At 71.4% G+C, this 20,548-nt stretch carries 10 protein-coding genes and 2 pseudogenes; 5 read left to right on the top strand and 7 right to left on the bottom strand.

The features are described 5' to 3' along the window. Window positions 1–181: 181 nt before the first annotated feature. On the bottom strand, window positions 182–3,751 hold the full coding sequence (locus ACZ7L9_RS24270; protein WP_471418317.1) for a bifunctional glycosyltransferase/CDP-glycerol:glycerophosphate glycerophosphotransferase: 3,570 nt from the start codon (window positions 3,749–3,751) through the stop codon (window positions 182–184). 165 nt (window positions 3,752–3,916) lie between these two features. Beyond that, window positions 3,917–5,358 (bottom strand): annotated as a pseudogene (locus tag ACZ7L9_RS24265) (bifunctional glycosyltransferase/CDP-glycerol:glycerophosphate glycerophosphotransferase). A gap of 101 nt (window positions 5,359–5,459) precedes the next feature. Here ACZ7L9_RS24265 and ACZ7L9_RS24260 point away from each other — a divergent pair. Continuing rightward, window positions 5,460–8,963: a bifunctional glycosyltransferase/CDP-glycerol:glycerophosphate glycerophosphotransferase gene (locus ACZ7L9_RS24260; RefSeq protein ID WP_471418033.1), complete on the top strand. Its 3,504-nt coding sequence runs from the start codon at window positions 5,460–5,462 to the stop codon at window positions 8,961–8,963. Between the two features lie 80 nt (window positions 8,964–9,043). On the opposite strand, the gene ACZ7L9_RS24255 is transcribed toward ACZ7L9_RS24260, so the two are convergent. Continuing rightward, window positions 9,044–9,658 (bottom strand): TetR/AcrR family transcriptional regulator, encoded by a 615-nt coding sequence (locus ACZ7L9_RS24255; protein ID WP_471418032.1) that lies wholly within the window; start codon window positions 9,656–9,658, stop codon window positions 9,044–9,046. A gap of 127 nt (window positions 9,659–9,785) precedes the next feature. Here ACZ7L9_RS24255 and ACZ7L9_RS24250 point away from each other — a divergent pair, with 127 nt between their 5' ends. Both ACZ7L9_RS24250 and ACZ7L9_RS24245 read left to right on the top strand, forming a co-directional pair. After that, complete coding sequence (locus ACZ7L9_RS24250; protein ID WP_471418030.1) at window positions 9,786–10,751, top strand: ABC transporter permease; 966 nt, start codon at window positions 9,786–9,788, stop codon at window positions 10,749–10,751. Then, window positions 10,744–11,544, top strand: a complete 801-nt coding sequence (locus tag ACZ7L9_RS24245) for an ABC transporter ATP-binding protein (protein WP_471418028.1) — start codon at window positions 10,744–10,746, stop codon at window positions 11,542–11,544. Before ACZ7L9_RS24250 ends, ACZ7L9_RS24245 begins: the two co-directional genes overlap by 8 nt. A 159-nt stretch (window positions 11,545–11,703) precedes the next feature. Here ACZ7L9_RS24245 and ACZ7L9_RS24240 read toward each other — a convergent pair whose 3' ends face one another. Beyond that, window positions 11,704–16,746, bottom strand: coding sequence for an NAD-glutamate dehydrogenase (locus tag ACZ7L9_RS24240; protein ID WP_471418026.1), 5,043 nt, complete (start codon window positions 16,744–16,746; stop codon window positions 11,704–11,706). Between the two features lie 389 nt (window positions 16,747–17,135). Here ACZ7L9_RS24240 and ACZ7L9_RS24235 point away from each other — a divergent pair, with 389 nt between their 5' ends. Then, complete coding sequence (locus ACZ7L9_RS24235; protein ID WP_471418024.1) at window positions 17,136–17,705, top strand: DJ-1/PfpI family protein; 570 nt, start codon at window positions 17,136–17,138, stop codon at window positions 17,703–17,705. A gap of 44 nt (window positions 17,706–17,749) precedes the next feature. Here ACZ7L9_RS24235 and ACZ7L9_RS24230 read toward each other — a convergent pair whose 3' ends face one another. Then, complete coding sequence (locus tag ACZ7L9_RS24230; protein ID WP_471418022.1) at window positions 17,750–18,421, bottom strand: HAD family hydrolase; 672 nt, start codon at window positions 18,419–18,421, stop codon at window positions 17,750–17,752. 79 nt (window positions 18,422–18,500) lie between these two features. Next, window positions 18,501–19,007 carry a DUF6912 family protein gene (locus ACZ7L9_RS24225; protein ID WP_471418020.1) on the bottom strand — a complete coding sequence of 169 codons (507 nt, stop codon included), beginning with the start codon at window positions 19,005–19,007 and terminating at the stop codon, window positions 18,501–18,503. Window positions 19,008–19,297: 290 nt separating this feature from the next. Here ACZ7L9_RS24225 and ACZ7L9_RS24220 point away from each other — a divergent pair. After that, window positions 19,298–19,711: pseudogene (locus ACZ7L9_RS24220) on the top strand (Rv3235 family protein); the annotation flags it as partial. A 328-nt stretch (window positions 19,712–20,039) separates the two neighbouring features. Here the strand turns inward: ACZ7L9_RS24220 and ACZ7L9_RS24215 are convergent. Beyond that, window positions 20,040–20,548 (bottom strand): transposase (locus tag ACZ7L9_RS24215; protein WP_471418018.1); only part of this gene is annotated, 509 nt, incomplete at its 5' end.

The following is a 20,548-nucleotide window of genomic DNA, read 5'->3' as shown; positions in this document are numbered from 1 at the left end:
TCGCATTCGGATACCCATGAAAGCAGAACGTAGCAACCCGAGGACGTTGAGTGACGCACCGTCGGCCGCACGTACGGGGGTTCACGAATTCGCTGCCCTGCGAACGTGCGCAGACGTCCGAATCCCTGCATCACTCGAACGGTTCAGCCGGCGCCTGCTGTCCCGGGCCGTCCGGCGCCGGTCAGGGCCGGGCGAGGTCCTGGAGCATCCGGTCGACCACTGCCGCCGCCGCGTGTCCGTCGCCCAGGTCGCAGAAGTCCCGGCGAAATGCCTCGTACGCCTGCGCGTGTCCCCGGGTCGCCCGCTCCGGGTCGCGCAGCGCCTCGATCAGTCCGGCGGAGCCCGGGATCAGCGGGCCGGGGGCGCAGGCCTCGAAGTCGAAGCAGAAGCCGCGCAGTGTGTCGCGGTAGTGCGCCAGGTCGTGGGTGTGGAAAAGCATGGGGCGGCCGGTCCGGGCGAAGTCGAACATCAGTGAGGAGTAGTCGGTGACCAGCGCGTCGCTGATCAGCATCAGTTCGCCGACGTCCCCGTAGCGCGAGACGTCACGGACGAAGCCGCTGCCGCTGTCCGCCAGGCGGTCGGTGACCAGATAGTGGCGGCGCACCAACAGGACGGTGTCCTCGCCGAGTTCGCGTTCGGCGACGGTCAGGTCGAGTTGCAGGTCGAGGGCGTAGCGGCCGCCGCCCTGCGGCCGGTCCTCGCGCCAGGTCGGCGCGTACAGCACGACCCGCTTGGCCCCGGGGATGCCGAGCCTTTCCCGGACCGACGCGGCGACCTTGGCCCGGTCGGGGGCGTGGAACAGGTCGTTGCGGGGATAGCCGCACTCCAGGACCTCGCCCCGGTAGCCGAACGAGCGTCGCAGGACTGGGGTGGAGAAGCGGTTCGGGGAGACGAGAACACTCCACTGCCGGGCGCGCTGCTCGATGGTGGCGAGGTAGGCGGCGTTGGCGTGGGCGGTGCCCGCGAGGTCGAGGCCGATGCGTTTGAGGGGGGTGCCGTGCCAGGTCTGGACGACGCACTGGCCGTCGCGCCGCTCGAACCACTCCGGCAGCTGGGTGTTGGTGACGAGGTGGCGGCTGGTGGCCAGCGCCTCGTGCCAGGCGGTGGAGCCGTGTTCGACGGCCGTGGCACCCGCCGGGATCCGGGCCTGCTGGTCGCTCACCACCCACAGGTGTTCCGACTCGATGCCCCTGCGGACCATTTCCTCATGGATGGCGCGCGGTGAGTCGGAGTACTGGCGGCCGTCGAAGCTGCTGTACAGGACGGTGTCGCGCAGCGGCGCGATACGTCGTCGGCTCCGGTACACCTCGCGCAGCAGCCGCTTGCCGCGTGCGCCGCGTTCCGCGGGGGTGAGCACCGAGGCGCAGTTGATCAGCAACTGGTCATGGAAGCGCCGTTCGATGAGGTACTTCCGGCCGGTGAGGGTGCGGGCGGCGGGCAGGGTGCGGTGGGCGGCGGCCGGGATGCGCAGCGGGGCGTCGTACGCGTCGTCCAGGGCACCCTTCTCACGGAGGAAGAGGTACCAGTGGCCCTGGCCCAGCGGCAGTTTCCCGCCCGGGCCCTCGACGGCGTCCGGCCGGATCGCGGCCCTGAACCGACGCGCTCCGGCCGCGCCGGAGAAGGCCGGCGGGAAGGCCGCCTCCTCGCCGTGTCCGCTGTGCCGGGCCACCAGCTCGACGGGGCGGGCCGGGTCGTCGGGGAAGGTGCCCTCCAGGAGGAGTTGTCCGTCCTCCGTCCAGGTCGCCAGGTCCACGACGGGCTGCACGGCACGGTCGCTGATCAGCAGATTGCCGCGTGAGCTCGCGGTGAGACCGAGTTCGCGCCGCCGGTCGCCCGCCGCGTCCAGCGGGTAGCGGCCCGGCAGTACGGGCCCCGGCACGTCGATCGGCGTCCTGCGCCCGTCCGGGCCGACGAGATGCAGGCTGTACGGGAGTTGCGCGGGCGCCGTCCCCTCCCCCGCGCCCTCGCGGGCGTCGGCGAAGGCGCCGAGCGGCACGTCGGCAGTGAAGCGCCGCCATCCCGCCGCCGACGGCACGGCCCCCTCCTGGACGGTCACCGGGCAGTCGAAGGAGGTGCCGGAGGCCCGGTGGGTGAGCGCGAGACGCAGCGGGCCCTTGCCGAGGCGGTCGCGGATCATGCCGTCGATGACCACGGTCCCGGCGCCGTCGCCCGTGCCGCCCGCGCGGTGCGTCTCGAAGCGGGCGTCGATCCGCTCGGCGTGCAGCACGAGCCTGCCGTCGTCGAAGGCGGGCACGATCCGGTGGTCGCCGTCGGGGCGGTGCACGGGTGGCGGTGCGGCCGCCTCGTTGGTCGAGACGCCGGAGCGGCGCAGCATGCCGTGCCCGGCGATGCCGATCTCCAGGCGCCAGGTGAGCCGTTCGGGGCTGCCGTCGGCGTCGATGCGGAGCCTGGCCGGATCGATGACGGTCTCGAAGCCGGAGCGGTCGTAGTCGTGCAGGCTCTGCCGGGACCGGGCGGTGGCCTCGGGCTCGGCGACCGTACGCAGCCGGAGCGGCACCACGTGCCGGCGCCCCGCCCGCAGCCACCCGGCCCGGAACTCGCTGCCGCGCGAGGTGGCGGGCAGGTTCCGGATGTAGGCGTACCCCTTGAGGTGCAGCCTGCCGCCCTGCCAGCGGGCGTCCCGCAGCCGGGCGGTGAGCGGAAGGTCCCGGTCGGTGACCCGCAGCACCGGGGGTGGCACAGGCCGGGTGAGGGCCGGGAAGACGGCGCTGCGGCGCCGCAGGCCCCGTACCTCGAAGGCTCCCGGCTCGGCCTTGTCGAACGCGAGCAGCGCCAGCAGTTCGTCGGCCCGCCGTTCGCGCACGAGGTGCCACATCAGCCGCAGCCGCAGCGGGAGCGCGTCCAGGACCGCGGGGTCGACCTGGTCGGTGAACTCGTTGGCGTACGTGAGGAAGGCGCGCCGGTACTCCTCGTCGCCGTCGGGCAGCGCCTCCATGAAGTACCGGAGGTCATGGGCGAGTACATGGGCCTCGTAGCGCCGTTTGTCGGTGGCGCCGCGGTGCTCGTCGAGGAAGGTGGCGACACCCAGCACGTGCGAGGCCCGGTCCTGGATGCCGCGGACGACGGTGCGACGCGCGGTGATCGAGCCCGGGCGGTCTCGCCAGTGGTAGACGGCGTCCTTGAGCACGTCGACGGAGCGGGCCAGGAAGTGGGCGGGCAGGACGACCGGGATGTCCTCGTAGAGGGCGCCGACCGGGAAGGCGAAGGCGTGCTCGTCCCAGAAGGACCGGCGGAAGACCTTGTTGCAGGCGATCCGGTCGGCGGCGAGGTCCCAGTCGCGGGAGATGTGGGTGCGCAGCCGGGTCGTCGCCATCGGCTTGCGGAAGTTGGGCGACTGCTGGAGCTTGCCGGAGGACCGCAGCCGCAGCACATTGCCGGACGCGAGGTCGGAGCCCGTCTCGTCCAGGGCGCCGAGAAGGAGTTCGTACGCGCGGGGCGGGAGCACGTCGTCGCTGTCGACGAAGGCGAGATGGCGGGCGCCCGGGTCGCAGTGGCCGACCCCGGTGTTGCGGGCGTGCCCGAGCCCGCCGTTCTCCTGGCTCACCAGCCGGAACCGGCCGTCCTGTGCGGCGAACCCGGCGGCCAGGGCCGCGCTGTCGTCGGTGGACCCGTCGTCGACCATGACCACCTCCAGGTCGGTCATGGTCTGCTCCGCGAGGGACTTCAGGCAGTCCGTCAGATAGAGCTCGACGTTGTGGACGGGTACGACGACACTGAGCCGTGGCGGCATGTTGAGCACGTCCGTTCATCCGGGGCCTGGTTGTCCGTATGGCTCAACCCCGTGACGGGCCGGGGGTCACCGGTTGCGGTCTCTCCCGAACGGGTGACATCGGCCGCTCCCGGCTTACGACCTCCCCCAGAAAAGGGAACGGGCTCCCTGCCGTGGGGGAGGTCGTTACTCGCCGCCGCTGAGGAACAGCCGCCGCACCACGCGCTCGGCCGCGTGCCCGTCGTCGTACGGGCAGAAGCGCTCCCGGAACGCCGCCCGCAGCTCCGCCGTCCGCGCCGAGCGCCACTCGCCCGTCCTGAACAGTTCCAGCAGTTCGTCGTCGATGGTGGCGACCGCGCCCGGGGTCTCGCCGGGGCGTCCGGAGAGCAGGTCGAAGTAGGTGCCGCGCGAGGCCCGGTAGGCGGCCCAGTCCGGGGCGTGGCTGATGATCGGGCGGTCCAGGCAGGCGTAGTCGAACATCAGCGACGAGTAGTCGGTGATCAACGCGTCGGAGACCAGGCAGAGTTCCTCGACGGACGGATGTCCCGTCACGTCCACCACCCGGGCGCTGTCCGGCGTCGCCGAGCGGCCGTAGAAGTAGTGCGCGCGGACCAGCACCACGTACCGCGGCCCGAGTTCGCGGGTCAGCCGGCCCAGGTCGAGGTGGGGGACGAAGCCCTTGCGGTAGTCGCGGCGAGGTTCGGGTCCAGGGGGCGCAGCAGGTCGGCGCGGTAGGCGGCGCGCGTGAGGCGGGCCCGGAGCGTCTTCTTGCGGCGGCGCAGCGCGGCCCGGGTGCGGGTGCGGCAGGTGCGGGCGGCCTCCTGGGCACGGTGGGCGGCGTAGCTGCCGGGGAGGTCCGCGGCGCGGTGGAAGGCGGCTCGGTCCTCGGGGGCGATCCGGCCGGGGTCGGCGAGGACGGTCCGCAGATGGCGGGTGCGGGCCGCCCGGATCCGCAGGTCGTGGCCGGTCGCGGCGAGCAGCAGTTCGTACGCGTCGAGGATCGCGAAGTGGTGGCGTCCCGGAGTGGTGGCGAAGGTGCCGGTGCGGCGGACGCGGTGGCGGACGCAGATCCGGTCGAGGGTGTCGAGCGTGCCGGCGTCGGAGGCGAGAAGGGTGGCGCTCAGGACGGGGAGGACGTCCTCGTAGGGGCCGTCGGTGAAGCGGAGGCCGTGCGCGCTCCAGAAGGCGCGGCGGAAGAGGCGCGGGGTGACGGTGGAGAAGCCGTCGGGGACGGCTTCTGGGGGTGCGACGGTGCCCCACCAGTCGATCCGGTCGTGGCCGAGGAGGAGCACGTCCGGTTCGCTCCCGGCCAGCCGGTCGGTGATCGCGTCCAGGGCGCCCGGCCGCAGCAGGTCGTCGCCGTCGAGGAAGAGCAGATACCGGCCGCGCGCCTCGGCCGCCCCGGCGTTGCGGGCCGGACCCGCGCCGCGGTGCTCGGGAAGGGTGAGCACCCCGGCCCTCGGGTCGCGCGCCGCGAACTCCGCGGCGATCTCGGCGCTGCCGTCCCGCGAGCCGTCGTCGACGACGAGCAGCTCCAGCTCACCGGAGCCCCCGCCGAGAACGGACTCCAGCGTCGCCCTGAGGTATCCCTGAGCGCGGTGGACGGGCACGACAACACTGAGGAGCATGGCAGCCGAGCGTAATCGCGCACCCACCGCGCACCGAATCGCGTGTTCACCCGTTCGGGGCAGTGCCGGTGACCCGGGGCGTCCGCCCCGGTTGACCGGGCATGAAGCCGCGCCTCAGTGTCGTCGTCCCGGTCCACAACGTCGAGGACCATCTGGAGGACTGTCTGCGCTCGGTGGCCGAACAGGCGGTCGCCGACATCGAGGCGATCCTCGTCGACGACGGTTCGACGGACGGCAGCACGGCCATCGCCCGGGAGTTCGCCGCCCGCGACCGCCGCTTCCGCTATGTCCGCCGGCCCAACGGGGGGCTGAGCGCGGCCCGTAACACCGGCGTGCGGCACACCACGGAGGGGGTGCCGTATCTGGCGTTCGTCGACAGCGACGACATCGTCGTCCACGACGCCTACAAGCGGATGCTGGCCTCGCTGGAGTCGACCGGCTCCGACCTCGCGACCGGCAATGTGTGGCGGCTGAACGAGCAGGGGCGGCAGCAGGCCTGGCAGTACCGCTGGCTGACCGCCACCCGGGCGCGCACCCACATCAGCCGCGATCCGCGGCTGCTCGCCGACCGGGTCGCCTGGAACAAGGTGTTCCGGCGCTCCTTCTGGGACCGGCACGCCTTCGCCTTCCCGGAGGGGAAGCTCTACGAGGACACCCCGGTGGTGATCCCGGCCCACTTCCTCGCCGGCTCGGTCGACGTCCTGCACGAGCACGTCTACTACTGGCGGGTGCGCGAGGGGTCGATCACCCGGCGGCGTACGGATGTGCAGGGCGTACGGGACCGGATCGCGGCGTGCGAGCAGGTCAGCGCGTTCCTGGCGGGCCGGGGCGGGGTCGGACACGGCGGTGCGCGGCGCCGCTACGACCTCTCGTGCCTGCGCGACGACTTCGTGTACTTCCTGGAGGGGCTCGCCATGGGCGGTCCCGGGTACCGGGACGCGTTCATGGCGGACGCGGGGGCGTTCCTGGACCGGATGGAGCGGATGGACGGGGCGGCCAGGTCGGACCGGGCCGTGGCGCACGAACTGCCGGTGGAGCTGGGGATCAAGTGGCGGCTGGTGAAGGAGCGCAGGCTCGCGGAGCTGCTCGCCGTGCTCGCCTTCGAACGGGCCAACGGCGCCGGAACGTTCCTGGTCGGCGGTGTGACGGGGCGGCGGCAGGCCGGATTCCCCGGCATTCCGGACGCTCCCCGCCTCGCCCGTACCGATCTCCCGGCCGTGGCACGACTGTTGGAGGCACAGTGGGGCGACGACGGAAGGCTGCGGCTGCGCGGTTACGCGTACATCCGCAATCTGCCGGCCGCGTCGCCGCGCCACTCGCTGAAGGTGGGCATGGTGCGCGCGACCCGTGGCCAGCAGCTGCGAACGGTGCCGGTACGGAACGTTCCCGCACCCGAGGCGACCATCAACTCCGGTCAGCAACTGCACAGTTACGACCACTCGGGCTTCGAGCTGACGCTCGACCCGCGTCGACTGCGGCCCGGCGGGTGGCTGGTGGGCATGATGGTGGCCGCTCATGGCACGGTCCGCCGGGTGGCCGTGCGCGCCGTGGACGCGGGGGCGGTCCAGCCGCACGTCCGGGACCTGGGCGACGGACGGCGGGCCGTGCTCGACTACCTGGGCGGGCGGCTGCGGCTGACCCTGACGCAGCTGCCGGCCCGGTGCGAGGACCGTCGCATCGGCGAGGAGCTGGCGTTGACCGGCCGGCTGTATGGGGGCGCCCGGCCGAAAGCCCTGGTGCTGACCTGCGACGGGGTGGCGGACCAGGAGTTCGGCCACCCCGTCGAGTGCCGGGCGGACGGCCGTTTCACGGTACGGATTCCGCTGGCCGACCTCGCCGGGATGGCGGCCGCGCCTCCGGCACCGCACCGGGCGCCGCGCGAGGTCGAGCCGGAGCCCGGCGGGCGGTGGCGGGCACGGCTGGTGCTGGCGGACGGGTCGCGGGTGCCGCTGGCCGCGGCCCCGGAGGTGGCGCCGCCGGTCGTGGCCGACGCGGCGGGCGAGCTGGTGCTGGACCTGAGCGGGCAGCCGTTCGTGGACGGGGCCGCGTGGACGTCGGACGGGGCGCTGCGGGTGGAGGGCGTGACCGGCGCCGGGACGGGCGTACGGCAGGACGAAGGACCGGCCCACCTCGTACTGCGGCACGAGGCGCTGCGCGAGACGGCTTCGGTCCCCGTCACCCACCACGAGGAACGGCGCGCGGGGGCGTACGAGGGACGCCGTTTCACCGCGTTCCTCGCGCCCTCGGTGGCCGCCGGGCTGCCCGAGGGCCGCTGGGACGCGTATCTGGGCGGCCGGCCGGTCCGGGTGCTGACCGCGCTCGCCGCCCGGCTGCCGCTCCGCCGCACGGGGGCGGACGCCAACACCCCCGCGGCCGGCCGGGAGTTCGCCCTGGACCGCCGGCTCGGCGACCGATTGACCGTACTGGCCGGGCCGGCCCTCGCGGTCTCCGAGCGGGGCGCGTACCGCCGGGCCGAACTGCGCCGCACGCACTACCCGGCCCGGCGCACGCTGCCGCTGCGGGACACCGTCCTCTACACGGGCGGCGACTCACCCCGCGCCGTCCACGCCGAACTGGTGCGCCGGGGGGTGGAGCCGGAGCAGCTCTGGGTCACCGACGGGCTCCACGGCCACGTCCCGCCCACCGCCGTCCCGGTCATCGAGCACAGTGCCGCCTGGTACGAGGCGCTGGCGCGGTCCCGCCGGATCGTCACCGCCGACCAGTTGCCCGAGTGGTTCGAGCGGCGGCCCGGCCAGATCGTCGTGCAGACCTGGCACGGCACCCCGCTCGGCCGCTTCGGCATGGATCTGGACGGCACTCTGTACGCGGACCACCACGAACTCGCCTCGCTGCCGCGCCGGGCGGCCCAGTGGTCCGTCCTGGTCTCCCCCAGCCGCCACTCCACCCCGCTGCTGCGCCGCGCACTCGGCTACGCGGGCGAGGTCCTGGAGGCGGGGTCCCCGGCCAACGACCTGCTCTTCTCGGCCGACCGGGCCAAGACGGCCGAGCGGGTCCGGCACCGCCTCGGCATCCCGGACGGCCGCCGGGTCGTGCTGTACGCGCCGACCTACCGTGAACAGCTGGCCCACCCGCCCGGCGCCGACGGCGAGCGGCCCCGCTACCGCTGGGATCCGGCGCTCGACCTGGCCGCCCTGGCCCGGTCCCTCGGCGACGGCCACACCCTCCTGGTGCGGCGCCATCCGCGGGTGACCGGGAGCGTGCCCGAGGGGTACGGGGTACGCGACGTGTCGGCGCACCCGGACACCGCTCAGCTGCTGCTCATCGCGGATGTGCTGGTGACGGACTACGCGGGGCTGATGTTCGACTACGCGCACACGGGCCGTCCGATGCTCTTCCACACCTACGACCTGGAGCACTACCGCGACACGGTGCGCGGTTTCTGCCTGGACTTCGAGACCCGGGCGCCGGGGCCGCTGCTCGTCGGCACGGACGAGATCGCCGGGACCCTGCGCGATGCCGGCGCCCTGAGCGCGTCGGCGGCCCGGCACGCGGCGGCGTACGAGAGTTTCCGCCGGGACTTCTGCGACCTGGACGACGGCGGGGCGGCGGCCCGGATCGCGGACCGACTGCTGGCCGAACGGTAACGAGGACGATCCTCCGCCCTGCGATGCACCGCACCGGACGCCCCGGGCTGATCCACGAAGATCGACAGGACAGGACCTAGCTAGCCGGCTCGGTTCTTGAGCGCGGCGACGGCCGACCCGGCCAGGTCGTCGAGGTAGCCCTTGGGCAGCGGCGAACGGACGACGGCGAGCCGCCAGTAGAGCGGCCCGACGATCAGGTCCAGGGCGCGGTCCGGGTCGCTGTCCTCGGGCAGTTCGCCGCGCGCCACGGCGTCCCGCACGACGACGGCGGCGATGCCCTGCTGCGGGTCCAGCAGGGCGGCCTTGATCGTGTCGGAGATCTCCGGACTGCGGGCCGCCTCGACCAGCAGGTCCGGGATGACCTGAGAGGCGACGGGGTGGCGCAGGGCGTAGGAGGCGAGTTCCAGTACGGCGCGGACGTCCCCGTACAGCGAACCCGTCGCCGGAGCCGGCATGCCCTGGACCGCGACGGCCGAGACCAGGTCGAGGACCAGGGCCAGCTTGGACTTCCAGCGGCGGTACACGGCCGTCTTGCCGACGCCCGCCCGCCTTGCGATGCCCTCGATCGACATCCGGGCGAAGCCCACCGCGGCCAGTTCCTCGAAGACGGCGCTGCGAATCGCATCGGTGACGTCCTCGCGCAGCACAGCGGCTCCGGCGGGGACACGGCGGCGGGTTCCCGGGTCGGTGGTCATGGCCGAATCATAGTCCGTCACGACGAAACGGTTGCGTTGCGACGTGGCGCGCCCTACCCTCGGCGTTGCGACGATACGGTTCCGTCCCGTCGGTCGTCGTGTTCCCGCCCTCCCGTCGAAAGCGATCGTGGTGAGCCAGACAACAACCCCAGCGGCCCCGGCCGACACCCCCGCCGGCACGCTGGCCGACACCACCGCCGGCACGCTCTCCCCGGTGTACGCGCCGGGCGAGCTGGCCGCGCTCGCCGCCCGCCACGGACTGACGATGAGCGGGGCCCGGCCCTCGCTGATCGTGTACATCCGGCAGCTGTGGGGGCGGCGGCATTTCATCACGGCGTTCGCCACCGCCAAGCTGACCGCGCAGTACAGCCAGGCGAAGCTCGGCCAGATCTGGCAGATCATGACCCCGCTGCTGAACGCGACGGTCTACTACTTCATCTTCGGCGTCCTGATGAACACGAAGCGCAACGTCGAGGACTTCGTGCCCTTCCTCGTCACCGGCGTGTTCATCTGGACCTTCACCGCCAGTTCGATCACCGCGGGCACCCGTGCGATCAGCGGCAACCTGGGCCTCGTCCGGGCCCTGCACTTCCCGCGCGCCTCGCTGCCGATCGCCCTGGCCCTGCAGCAGCTCCAGCAGCTGCTGTTCTCGCTGGGTGCGCTGGTGCTGATCCTGATGGGGTTCGGGCAGTTCCCCAAGCCGTCCTGGCTGCTGGCGGTCCCGGCGCTGTTCCTCCAGGCCATGTTCAACACCGGTGTCTCCATGGTGGTGGCGCGGCTCGCCGCCCGGACCCCGGACATCGCGCAGCTGATGCCGTTCATCCTGCGAACCTGGATGTACGCCTCGGGCGTCATGTGGAGCGTCGACACGATGCTCAAGGGGGACCGGGTCCCGCACTACGTGATGGTGATGCTGGAGTGCAATCCGGCCGCCGTCTTCATCGACCTGATGCGGTTCGCGCTCATCGACAGCTTCGGCGCGTCCCATCTGCCGCCGCATGTGTGGGCGATCGCCGCGGGCTGGGCGCTCGTGTGCGGGGTGGGCGGCTTCGTGTACTTCTGGCAGGCGGAGGAGCGGTACGGACGTGGCTGACAACCTGGCAGGCAACCCGGCCGGCATCGACGAGCGGGTGCCGACCGTCGTCGTGGACGACGTGCACATCACGTACAAGGTCAACGGCGCCCGTACCGGAAAGGGCAGCGCCACCTCGGCGCTCAGCCGGATCGTCTCGCGCCGGCAGACCCCCGGGGTGCGCGAGGTGCATGCCGTGAAGGGGGTGAGCTTCGCCGCATACAAGGGCGAGGCCATCGGCCTGATCGGTTCCAACGGCTCGGGCAAGTCGACGCTGCTGAAGGCGATCGCCGGTCTGCTGCCCGCGACGAAGGGCCGGGTGCACACCCAGGGCCAGCCCTCCCTGCTCGGGGTGAACGCGGCGCTGATGAGCGATCTGACCGGCGAGCGCAACGTCGTGCTCGGCGGCCTCGCGATGGGGATGACGCGGGCCGAGATCCGCGAGCGCTACCAGGGGATCGTCGACTTCTCCGGCATCAACGAGAAGGGCGACTTCATCACCCTGCCGATGCGGACGTACTCCTCGGGCATGGGCGCCCGGCTGCGCTTCTCGATCGCGGCCGCCAAGAGCCATGACGTCCTCCTGATCGACGAGGCGCTGTCCACCGGCGACGCCAGGTTCCAGGGGCGCAGCAAGGAACGGATCAGCCAGCTGCGCAAGGAGGCCGGCACGGTCTTCCTGGTCAGCCACAGCAACACGTCGATCACCGAGACCTGCGACCGGGCGATCTGGCTGGAGGCGGGAACCCTGCGGATGGACGGTCCGGCCGACGAGGTCGTGGCCGCGTACGAGAAGTTCACCGGCAAGAAGTAGCGGCGCGGGCGGCGGGCCGGGCAGCTGCCCCAGCCGCCGACGGGCCCGGTGACGGCACCCGCATACCCGCCGAACGCGCTCCACCCGCGTCGAGCCCGCCCGGCATGAAGGCGGGGCGACCGCCGGGCACCCCCGGCGACCGCCCCGCCCCACCACTCGCTACGCGTGCGTACGCAGCAACGTCCGCATCGTCCGCATGGCCACCGACAGGTTCGCCAGGTCGAACGAGTCCGAACCCTGGATCTCGTCGAGCGTGGAGCGCGACCGCGTGAGGATCGCCGCGTTCTTCTCCTCCCACGCCTGGAACCGCTCCTCCGGGGTCGAGGTCCCGTTGCCCACGTACAGCACATCCGCGGTGAGCGCGGCGTGCGCGGCGTACAGGTCCTCGCGGATGGAGGCCCGAGCCATGGACTGCCAGCGGTCGGCCCGCGGCAGCTCGATGATCCGGTCCATCAGCTGGGTGACGCCCAGCCGGTCCGCGAGGTCGTAGTACACCTCGGCGACGGAGAGCGGGTCCTTGCCCATGCGGTCCGCGATCGCCACGATGTCCAGCGTCGGGAAGGCGGAGGAGAATCCGGCGACCCGCTGGGCCAGCTCGTCCGGGACACCCGCCTCGGTGAGCTCGTCCAGGATCGACTGGTACCAGTCCCGGTCGGCGCCCATCAGCATCTTGGGCAGCTCGGCCCAGACCTGCTCGACGCCCGCCTTGAAGAAGTCGATCGTCCCGGCGATCTCCAGCGGCTGCGGCCGGTTGCCGAGCAGCCAGCGCGAACCGCGCTCGACGAGCCGGCGCGAGTGCAGCCGGATCCGGGTCTGCACATCGGCGGCGACCTTGTTGTCGAGCGCCTCGACGGCGTCCCACACCTGGCCGAGACCGAAGATCTCGCGGGCCGCGAACTGTGCCCGCACGATCTCCTCGATCGAGGCTCCGGTCTCTTCCCGCAGCCGGTGCAGGAAGGTCGAACCACCGCTGTTCACGGTGTCGTTGACCAGGACCGTGGTGATGATCTCGCGACGCAGCGCGTGCCCGTCGACCGCCTCGGGGAACTGCTCGCGCAGCTGCTGCGGGAAGTAGGCGTGCAGCAGCTTCTGCAGGTGCGGGTCGTCCGGCAGGCTGGTCCGGATCAGCTCCCGGGCCGCCGTGATCTTCGTGTACGCCATCAGCACGGCCAGTTCGGGCTGGCTGAGCCCCTTGCCGCCGTTGAGCAGTTCGCGGATCTGCCGGTCGGTGGGCAGGAATTCCAGCCCGCGGTCGAGGTCCCCGTCGCGGCCCAGCCGGCGCATGAAGCGCTGGTGGGCGTGGAGCAGGGAGGGCGCCTGGGCCGTGGCGTTGGCGAGTGCCACGTTCTGCGCGTAGTTGTTGCGCAGCACCAGACGGCCGATCTCGTCGGTCATCTCGGCGAGCAGCTTGTTGCGCTGCTTGACGGTCATGTCGCCGTCCCGGACCAGACCGTTGAGCAGGATCTTGATGTTCACCTCGTGGTCGGAGGTGTCCACGCCGGCGCTGTTGTCGATCGCGTCGGTGTTGATCCGGCCGCCGGTGCGGGCGAACTCGATCCGGCCGAGCTGAGTGGCACCGAGGTTGCCGCCCTCGCCGACGACCTTGGCCCGCAGGTCCTGGCCGTTGACGCGGATCGCGTCGTTGGCCTTGTCGCCGACGTCCGCGTTCGACTCGGCGGAGGACTTGATGTACGTCCCGATGCCGCCGTTCCACAGCAGGTCGACGCGGGCCTTGAGGATGGTCTGCATCAGCTCGGCGGGCGTCATCTTCGTGACCCGCGACTCGATACCGAGCGCCTCGCGGATGTGCGCGTTGACCGGGATGGACTTGGCGCTGCGCGGGTGGATGCCACCGCCCGCGGAGAGCAGTTCCTTGTTGTAGTCGGCCCAGGAGCTGCGCGGCAGGCCGAAGAGGCGGCGCCGCTCGGCGTACGAGGTGGCGGCGTCCGGGGTGGGGTCGATGAAGATGTGCCGGTGATCGAAGGCGGCGACGAGCCGGATGTGCTCGGAGAGCAGCATGCCGTTACCGAACACGTCACCCGACATGTCACCGACACCGACGACGGTGAAGTCCTCGGTCTGGGTGTCGTGGCCGAGCTCGCGGAAGTGCCGCTTGACGGATTCCCAGGCGCCGCGGGCGGTGATGCCCATGCCCTTGTGGTCGTATCCGGCGGAGCCGCCGGAGGCGAACGCGTCGCCGAGCCAGAAGCCGTACGAGACGGCGACCTCGTTGGCGATGTCGGAGAACTTCGCGGTGCCCTTGTCCGCGGCGACGACCAGGTAGGTGTCGTCCTCGTCGTGCCGGACGACGTCCTTGGGCGGCACGACCTCGCCGGCCACCATGTTGTCCGTGATGTCGAGCAGCGCCGAGATGAAGGTGCGGTAGGAGGCGATGCCCTCGGCCATCCAGGCGTCACGGTCGACGGCCGGGTCCGGGAGCTGCTTGGCGACGAAGCCGCCCTTGGCGCCGACCGGCACGATGACGGTGTTCTTCACCATCTGCGCCTTGACCAGGCCGAGGATCTCCGTACGGAAGTCCTCCCGCCGGTCCGACCAGCGCAGACCGCCTCGGGCGACCTTGCCGAAGCGCAGGTGCACACCCTCCACGCGCGGCGAGTACACCCAGATCTCGAACGCCGGGCGGGGCGCCGGGAGATCCGGAATGGACTGCGGGTCGAACTTCATCGAGACGTAACCGTGCGGCTCGCCGTCGTCCGCCGTCTGGAAGAAGTTGGTGCGCAGGGTGGCCTTGATGACAGTGAGGAAGGACCGCAGGATCCGGTCCTCGTCGAGCGAGGCGACCTGGTCCAGGGCCCCGTCCAGCTCTTCGAGGAGCCCGTCGGTCAGCTCGGTGCCGGCGGCCTGCCGCTCCGGGGACATCCGCGCCTCGAAGAGCGAGACCAGCAGCCGGGTGGTGTGGACGTTGTTACGGAGAGTGCTCTCCATGTAGTCCTGGCTGAAGGTCGAACCGGCCTGCCGCAGGTACTTCGCGTAGGCACGCAGCACCATCGCCTGCCGCCAGTTCAGGCCGGCGCCCAGCACGAGGGAGTTGAAGCCGTCGTTCTCGGCGGCGCCGGTCCACACGGCCGCGAAGGCGTCCTGGAAGCGGTCGCGGGCGTCATCGGCGAGGTAGTTGCCGCTGCCGTTGGTCTGCGGCAACCGCAGACCGAAGTCGTAGATCCAGGCGTGCGTACGGTCCGCGCAGCGCAGCTCGTACGGACGCTCGTCGACGACCTCGACACCGAGCCGCTGGAGCGCCGGGAGGACGGCCGAGAGGGAGACCTGCTCGCCGGTGCGGTAGATCTTGAAACGACGCTCGCCGGGGCCGGCGCCGACCGGCTCGTACAGGCTGAGGGAGAAGTCCTTCTCGTCGTTCTTGAGCGCTTCGAGGTGGATCATGTCGGACACGGCGGAGCGCGGCGTGTGGTCGGCCTTGTAGCCCTCGGGGAACGAGTGGCCGTACTGGCGCAGCAGCTCGGCGGCGCGCTCCTCGCCGCACTCGGCGTTGAGTGCCTCCTGGAAGCCGTCGGCCCAGGAGCGAGCGGCTTCGACGAGCCGCGCCTCGATGCGGTCGGCCTCGGCGTCGGTGAGGTCGGGCAGCTCGGTGCCGGGGGCGACCCGGACGACGAAGTGCAGCCGGGAGAGGATCGACTCCGTGTTCCAGGCGGTGAAGTCGACGCTGATGCCGCCCAGTTCCTCCTTGAGGATGTCGATCAGACGCAGCCGTACACCGGTGGTGTAGCGGTCGCGCGGGAGGTAGACGATCGCGGAGTAGTAGCGCCCGTACTCGTCCTGGCGCAGGTAGAGCCGCAGCCGACGGCGCTCCTGGAGGTACAGCACGGAGGTGACGACGGAGCGCAGCTGGTCGACGGGCGCCTGGAACAGCTCGTCGCGCGGGTACGTCTCCAGGATCTGCAGCAGGTCACGGCCGTCGTGGCTGCTGGGCGAGAAGCCGGCGCCCTCCAGCACCTCGGCGACCTTGCGGCGGATGACGGGCACCCGGCGCACGGACTCGGTGTAGGCGGCGGACGAGAACAGTCCGAGGAAGCGGCGCTCACCGACGACGTTGCCGTTGGCGTCGAACTTCTTCACGCCGACGTAGTCGAGGTAGCTGGGGCGGTGGACGGTCGCCCGGCTGTTGGCCTTGGTGAGGACGAGGAGCTTGTGCTCGCGGGCCTTGGCCCGGGCGTCGGCGGGCAGCCGGTCGAAGGACGGGCTGACGGGGTGCGCCTCGTCGACGGAGTGGTGCGGGTCGGAGCGCAGGATGCCGAGGCCGGTGCCGGGTACGGCGGCCAGCGCGTCGGTGTCCTTGAGCTCGTACTCGCGGTAGCCGAGGAAGGTGAAGTGATCGGCGGCGAGCCAGCGCAGCAGCTCCCTGGCCTCGTTCACCTCTTCGTCGGCGAGTTCGTCGAGCGGCTCGGCGGGCAGGTCGTCGGCGATGCGCAGCGCGGCGTCGCGCATCTTCTCCCAGTCCTCGACGGCCTCGCGTGCGTCGGACAGCACGCGGAGCAGATCGGTGGCGATCTGCTGGAGGTCGGAGCGGTCGGTCTCGCGGTCGATCTCGACGTGGATCCAGGACTCGACGAGCGCGTCGTGCGGCAGCTCGGTCGTGCCGCTCTTCTTGCCACCCTTGGCGCCCTTGGCGTTCTTGGCGTTCTTGCGGGCCTGCGGGCTCGCCGAGACGCCGTTGCCCTCGGCGAGGACCTCGATGAGCTTGCCGGTGACGTCACGGCGTACGACGACCTGCGGGTGGATCACGACATGGATGCCGCGGCCTTGCCGGGACAGCTCATTGGTGACGGAGTCGACCAGGAACGGCATGTCGTCGGTGACGACCTCGACGACGGTGTGGCTGCACGTCCAGCCGTTCTCCTCGACGGTCGGGGTGTGCACCCGGACGTTCGCCTTGCCCTGCGGGCGGACCTCCGCGAGCCGGTAGTGGGAGGAGGCGGCACCGAAGACGTCGACGGGGTCGCGGCCCGCGATGTCCTCGGGTGCGGTGTGCAGGTAGTAGCGCTGGAGGTAGGCGAGGAGTACGTCCTGTCCGGGACGCTCCTGCTCGGCCCCGGCGCCGCCGGTGGCCGCGACACGTACCGGGGGGGTACCGCCCGGGCCGCCGACACCACCGCCCGGGCTGTTGTCAGCTACCTTGGCGGCCCGTGCGAGCAGCTCGGCCTTGGCTTCGTCCAGCTTGGTCTGCATGTCCTCTGGCTCCTGTCGCGCGCCGTTGCGTGACGTAGGTGAAAAAGACGACGTACCGCCACGACACGGGGTTTCCGGTCTGAGTCGACGCTATGCCGCTATGAGAGACGTCCGGGACCATATTGGCCATTTTTGGCAGTCGGTCCGGGCTGTGAGGATCAGTGATGGCCCGGGTGCTGTGGCACTCCGGGCGCAGGCCGGGGGCTCCGCTGCCCCCGAGGCGTATCGCGCTGATCACGGGGTCCAGGCTATCTCGCCCGCCGCGGTAGCCGTCACGAGCCGTATGTGTACAAAAGATGGTCCGAAGTTTGACACTCTGGACAGCGCGCCGGCCCGTCTTGCCGCACTCTGGTAGACGGAACAGGCCGACGAACCGTGGGAGCCCCGCCATGGCACCGAAAATCCTGATCGTCACCGGCGACGCCGCCGAGTCCCTGGAAGTCCTCTATCCGTACCAGCGGCTGCGCGAGGAGGGGTACGACGTCCATATCGCGGCCCCCGCCCGCAAGACGCTCCGCTTCGTGGTCCACGACTTCCAGCCGGGCTTCGACACGTACACCGAGAAGCCCGGCTACACCTGGCCCGCCGACCTGGCCTTCTCCGAGGTGGACGCCGGGGACTACGTGGCCCTGGTCGTCCCGGGCGGCCGGGCCCCCGAGTATCTGCGCAATGACGCCGAGCTGCGCAAGATCCTCAAGGCGTTCTTCGACTCGGACCGGCCGGTGGCCCAGATCTGCCACGGCCCGCTGATGACGGCGGCGGTCGGCGCCCTGGCAGGTCGGCACGTCACCGCGTACCCGGCGCTGGAGCTCGACATGCAGGCGGCGGGCGCCACCTTCGAGGACCACGAGGCAGTGGTCGACGGCACGCTGATCTCGTCCCGCGCGTGGCCGGACCACTCGGCGTGGATGCGCGAATTCCTGAAGGTGCTCCGCACCAAGGCCCCGGTGACCACCTGACGGCGCTTGCGGAGCGCGCCTCGCCTCTCCCCCGGGCCTCCGGCTCATCCAGCCATGCGCCCGGCAAGGTCCGCGGCCTCGGCCAGGCTGTCCACCACCGGCACTCCGGCGGCCTCCAGGCTGGCTCTGCTGTGCGAGCCGCCGGTGTAGAGCACGGCCTTCGCGCCGACGTGGGCGGCGGCCACGGCGTCGTCCACGGCATCACCGACGATCACGGTGTACTCCGGGGATATCCCGTCGAGCGCGGCGATGTGGCGCTCCATGTGCCTCGCCTTGCTGCCGCCGGACGGCCCGGTGCGCCCGTCGATCCGCAGGAAGTGCCGTTCGATGCCGTACCCCCGCACCACGGGGACCAGCTGATCGTGACCGTACATGCTCAGCAGGGACTGGCTGCCCCCGTCCAGCTGCCACTGGGAGAGAAGCTCCTCGGCCCCTTCGGTGAGCCCACAGGCGGCCCGCTGCTCGGTGTAGTACCGGTGGAATATCACATCCATCCGCTCCCACTCGGCCTCTGTGGGCAAGCGGCCCATCAGCCGTTCGTAGAAGCGCGGGATGGGAACGCAGTACATCTCGCGGTACTGCTCCAGCGTGATCGGCTCCAGGCCGACCTCACCGAATGCGGCGTTCGTCGCGCCGACGACCGCGGCGTTGTCGTCGAGCAGTGTGCCGTTCCAGTCCCAGACCAGATGCGTGCGGTGCTTCCTATGCGTCCCCATGCTCAAGAAAGTACCCGCCGGGTACGACAACGCGTCCGGCAACGGCAAGAAGGGCAGGTCGGACGCAGAGACCCACACCTCAGCCGATCAGATTCGGAATCTCCTGGATGCCGAACCACAGCAGCTCGTGGTCCTCGGCTCCGTCCACGGTGAACTGCGCGTCGTCGTCACCGAGGTCCGCCGCGCCCAGAGCGGCAGCGGCGGCCGTGACGTCCTTCTCGGCGTCGTCGGCGTCGACATGCACGGCGGCGGCCGCGGTCAGCGGTACGGGGGACGAGATCCGCACCTCGCCCAGCGACGACGAGTCGAGGCTGCGGTCCGGGTCGGCCACGGCAGCACCGTCCGGCACGTCGACGGCGACGACGACGCGCCGACGGGCCACGTCGGGGTTACCGGCGATCAGGCGCAGCGAGGCGGAGGCGGCTCGGTTGAGCGCCGCGTACTCCAGCTCCTCGATGTCGTCGGAGACGTACCACTCGCGCAGTCCGGGAGTCACCGCGTAGGCGGTCAGCGGACCGGGGCCGATCTCGCCCGCCTGGTGCGCCGCTGCGAGACCGGGGAGCGTCAGAGGGACGTACACGCGCATGGCTGGCCGCTTTCGTAGTCGGAAACGCCCTCAGGATACGTGCGACGTCCCCCTTTGGGGTTACGTGCGCCACGGCCGCGCCGTCCACCCGGCACCCGTCTCTCACCCTCTCCGCGCCTGCCTCACGCCCCGCACAGCACCCGCCGCATCACCCGGATAGGTGATTCTCCTGAACGGTTCCGGCGCCCAGCCGGCGCTTGCGAGGACCTCCGCCGTCGCCGTAGAAGATCCACAGCAGAAGTTACTGCCCGGTATTCGACCGGGCCTCTGAAGCACGGGGGCGATGAGCGATGAGCACGAACAGGACCCGGCCCACCGGACGGCACGACGGGCGCAGGCCCGAGGCCGTACCACCGCAGCGCACAAGGACTCCCCGAAGGGTCCGCCCCCACCACTGGTTCGCCGAGCGCCTCCTTGCGGTCCTCAGCGGCCAGCGCCCGGTGCATTGGATGCTCGGGCACACCATCGGCGATGCCTACGACCAACTGGCCGAACTGGCCCCCCGTACTCCCCTCAGGGCCCGCGGCGCCCGCCCCGTGATCCGCATGTGCCACGGCGCCCAGCCGGCCCCGGGAGTGGTGGAGGCCTTCGCCAGCATCGCGGCGGGCGAACAGGTGCGGGCCATGGCCTTCCGCCTGGAACAGGGCACAGACCTCCGCTGGCGCTGCGCAGCAGTAGAACTGGGCGACGAACGCCTGCAGACGACACCCCGACAGACCCCGACGGGCCCTGCACGGCCCTCCCGGAAAGCCAAGGACAGAACCCACCCGGGACAGCACTCCTCGGCCCCCTCCAGGCCCTGCTCCTCCACCCCCACCGGCACTGGAGGAGCAGGGCCCGGAACAAGCCCGGCATGCCCACCCCACAACCACAGCACCCACCCAGCTCCCCACCCCAGCCACCCCGACCCAGCCCACCCCACCCCGCTCCCCATCCACCAGCTCCTCCCACCCAACCGACCCCTTCGCCCCCCGCTCCCACCCACCTGCCTCTGCGCCCCTCCCAGCGCCCCCTAGCCCCAATGCCGTTCGGTTAGCCGTCTGGCGGGCTTGGCAAGGGGTTGTGCTCGATCTGGATGGTGGTCCTGTGGGTTCGGTGGTCGGTGTCGCGGCCGACGGCGCGGTACTTGGAGTTGATCGCTCGCTTCTTCACGCGGGGCCGGGTTCGGTTCCGGCGGGCGGGCAGGAGGCTGTGGAGTATCGCGGTGCCGATCCGGCCGACGAGGTCGACGCGGGTGTGGGGGACGATGCCGGCGGCGCGGATGATCTGGTCACGTGCCGTGTTCAGCGCGATGGTGAATGCGGCACGGTCGGGGTCGATGTCGGGCCGGTGCAGGACAGCGTCGCTCATCGCGGTGCGTAGGGCCTGGTAGGCGACCAGGAGAGCCCAGGTCTCCTGGGTGACGGCCGCCGGGTGGCGGCCGCGCAGGACTCTCCCGCCGAGGACGGTCGATTTGAGCTCGCAGTAGCTGGTCTCGATCTCCCAGCGTTCGTGATAGAGCCTGACCAGGCCGGTCGCGGATGCCTCATCGGGGTCGAGCA

This window comes from Streptomyces sp. NPDC111516 (assembly GCF_055635345.1).
Note: the sequence above shows the minus strand (reverse complement) of the source record. Positions and strands in the feature narration are given on the sequence as shown.

Bases quoted from the DNA above. Each gene is read 5' to 3' on its own strand.
- ACZ7L9_RS24235 (WP_471418024.1), top strand. From the start codon at position 17,136: ATGGCACCGAAAATCCTGATCGTCACCGGCGACGCCGCCGAGTCCCTG.
- ACZ7L9_RS24225 (WP_471418020.1), bottom strand. From the start codon at position 19,007: ATGCGCGTGTACGTCCCTCTGACGCTCCCCGGTCTCGCAGCGGCGCAC.
- ACZ7L9_RS24255 (WP_471418032.1), bottom strand. From the start codon at position 9,658: ATGACCACCGACCCGGGAACCCGCCGCCGTGTCCCCGCCGGAGCCGCT.
- ACZ7L9_RS24270 (WP_471418317.1), bottom strand. From the start codon at position 3,751: ATGCCGCCACGGCTCAGTGTCGTCGTACCCGTCCACAACGTCGAGCTC.
- ACZ7L9_RS24230 (WP_471418022.1), bottom strand. From the start codon at position 18,421: ATGGGGACGCATAGGAAGCACCGCACGCATCTGGTCTGGGACTGGAAC.
- ACZ7L9_RS24240 (WP_471418026.1), bottom strand. From the start codon at position 16,746: ATGCAGACCAAGCTGGACGAAGCCAAGGCCGAGCTGCTCGCACGGGCC.
- ACZ7L9_RS24260 (WP_471418033.1), top strand. From the start codon at position 5,460: ATGAAGCCGCGCCTCAGTGTCGTCGTCCCGGTCCACAACGTCGAGGAC.